Source organism: Escherichia sp. WS338 (genome assembly GCF_046486405.1).
GTDB classification, from domain to species: domain Bacteria; phylum Pseudomonadota; class Gammaproteobacteria; order Enterobacterales; family Enterobacteriaceae; genus Escherichia; species Escherichia coli.
Map to the genome: position 1 here is coordinate 1 of NZ_JBJQLL010000099.1, position 1,100 is coordinate 1,100.

Genomic DNA, 1,100 nt, shown 5'->3' on the forward strand with positions numbered 1-1,100 from the left:
CGTGCCAATCCGGTACGTGGAAAAAAATTGGCGCAGGTGATAGCCAAATTGTTACCGCTTCAGCTACTGCGTGGCGTTGGCCTGGAGCAACGGCAACATGTCCATCTGGCAAGAAAGTCATTGGTGGAGGCGGTCAATGCAGATCAAATACCGGATTTATATGGCTCACACGTTCCATGCCTTCAGGCAACAATGCATGGACTGCCAGTTGCGACACGACCGAAGATCAAAATGGTTCAATTACAGTTTACGCCATTTGCCAGTGACGATACTTATCACTGGCAAACCACGATGTAACTACATTTCCCCGACAGGTCAGTTCGGTGAGTACCGCCATAAAAGTTGTATTCGTCATAGAAGCCGCATTTCACAATTCGATTGGCATCATAGGTTGCAACTGACCCCGCAAAATAATTCGGCTTCCACCCGTGCGGATTTTCTGCATTACTGACACTCCAGGTACACTGGCTGGCAGAAAAACCAGATGGCAATGGGATCTGTTGTCCATTTGCTATTTTTCCTGTCAGAACAGTGCTACCTGATGCCCTTCTCCACGTACCGGATTGGCACTGGCCTCCGTGCCAATCCGGTATCTGGACAACGGCAAAAGTGAACTTCACTACCAGTACGTACAATATCGGGAAAAACACCCGAAATCTGAGCATTGGCGTACATGCGTACTGTTCGTGGACATACCTTAATGGTGCGCCTTTTGGTGGGTTTCAGCAGGTATACTCCGACCAAAACAAGGTTTGGTATGTGAATAATTATGCGTGGGGAAATTATGAGTCCGGCGGCACAATTACTGTTACATGCCTGAATCTTCCTGGTGCTGGGATTTAACCGAAGGGGCAACAATAAGCATCAACGTGTTCCTCATCAACGCCATCACCAATGCCATACATGCGTGTACCTGTCATGATAAATCCGGTCGGGCATTGAATGGGTTTGTAGTAGATAGATCCTCCACTTTTCCCGCCAATGAAGTGATTCATTGCTACAGATGATTGATACCACTTACAGGCGGAGTAGTTCACTTTATTGCCACCAGACCACCGACCGGATTGGCACGGAGGCCAGTGCCAATCCGGTGTGTGGAG

Annotated in this window: 1 protein-coding gene and 1 pseudogene; one reads left to right on the forward strand and one right to left on the reverse strand. The window is 48.5% G+C overall.

Translation table 11 applies throughout. The features are described 5' to 3' along the window. Positions 1–297: pilus assembly protein (locus ACJHWT_RS25400; RefSeq protein ID WP_171961398.1), on the forward strand; the 297-nt coding region annotated here is incomplete at its 5' end. A 542-nt stretch (positions 298–839) separates the two neighbouring features. Here ACJHWT_RS25400 and ACJHWT_RS25405 read toward each other — a convergent pair. Continuing rightward, positions 840–1,100: pseudogene (locus ACJHWT_RS25405) on the reverse strand (hypothetical protein); the annotation flags it as partial.